Raw genomic sequence first — 595 nt, 5'->3', positions numbered from 1 at the left:
GGTGCGGCGAATGCCGATACTTTCGTTCCGCTGCCGGGTGGTGAGCTCGTCAAGACGTTGTCGGATGGCACGGTGGTGACCGTTCGTCTGGTCGGTGAGTCGGCGACCATCAGTCCGTCTATGGGTGCGACGCCGTTGCATCGCAATGCGTGGGTCTCCGGTAGCGCGCAAGTCGAGCTGTCGGGTGCGGCCGGGGGCAAGATCTTCCCCGGTTACACCGTTGGTTGCCAGGTGAACATTGCTGGTGGTGGTGCCACTGGTGGTATGGACGGCAATGTGGATTGGAGTGACGGCCAGAACGTCACCGCTGGCGTGGGCGCGAACTCCGGCGGGAATCTGTCGCTGGGTCCGGGTCAGGCGAAGTCGTTCTACGTGCTCGATCTGGAGCAGGCCGATGACTACGGCAACGAGGCGCACAAGACTCGTAATGCTTTCCGGGGCACGAGTGGTTCGGTGACGTGGTCGGATGAGACCATCGGTCTCAATGGCTGTGGTGGTTATGCCCAGGCGCGTGCTTTCGTGAGCGTCGAGGTCGAAACCGACAATGTCATCACCTGGGTGACGCTGTGGGGAGCACCCTTCAGCCTCGGCTGAG

1 protein-coding gene is annotated in these 595 nt (G+C 62.4%); it reads left to right on the top strand.

Annotation, left to right across the window (positions count from 1 at the left end):
- Positions 1-594: MspA family porin (locus M8859_RS36700; protein ID WP_249645684.1), on the top strand; the 594-nt coding region annotated here is incomplete at its 5' end.
- Between the last annotated feature and the right edge of the window lies 1 nt (position 595).

Source organism: Nocardia sputi, from assembly GCF_023501985.1.
Note: the sequence above shows the minus strand (reverse complement) of the source record. Positions and strands in the feature narration are given on the sequence as shown.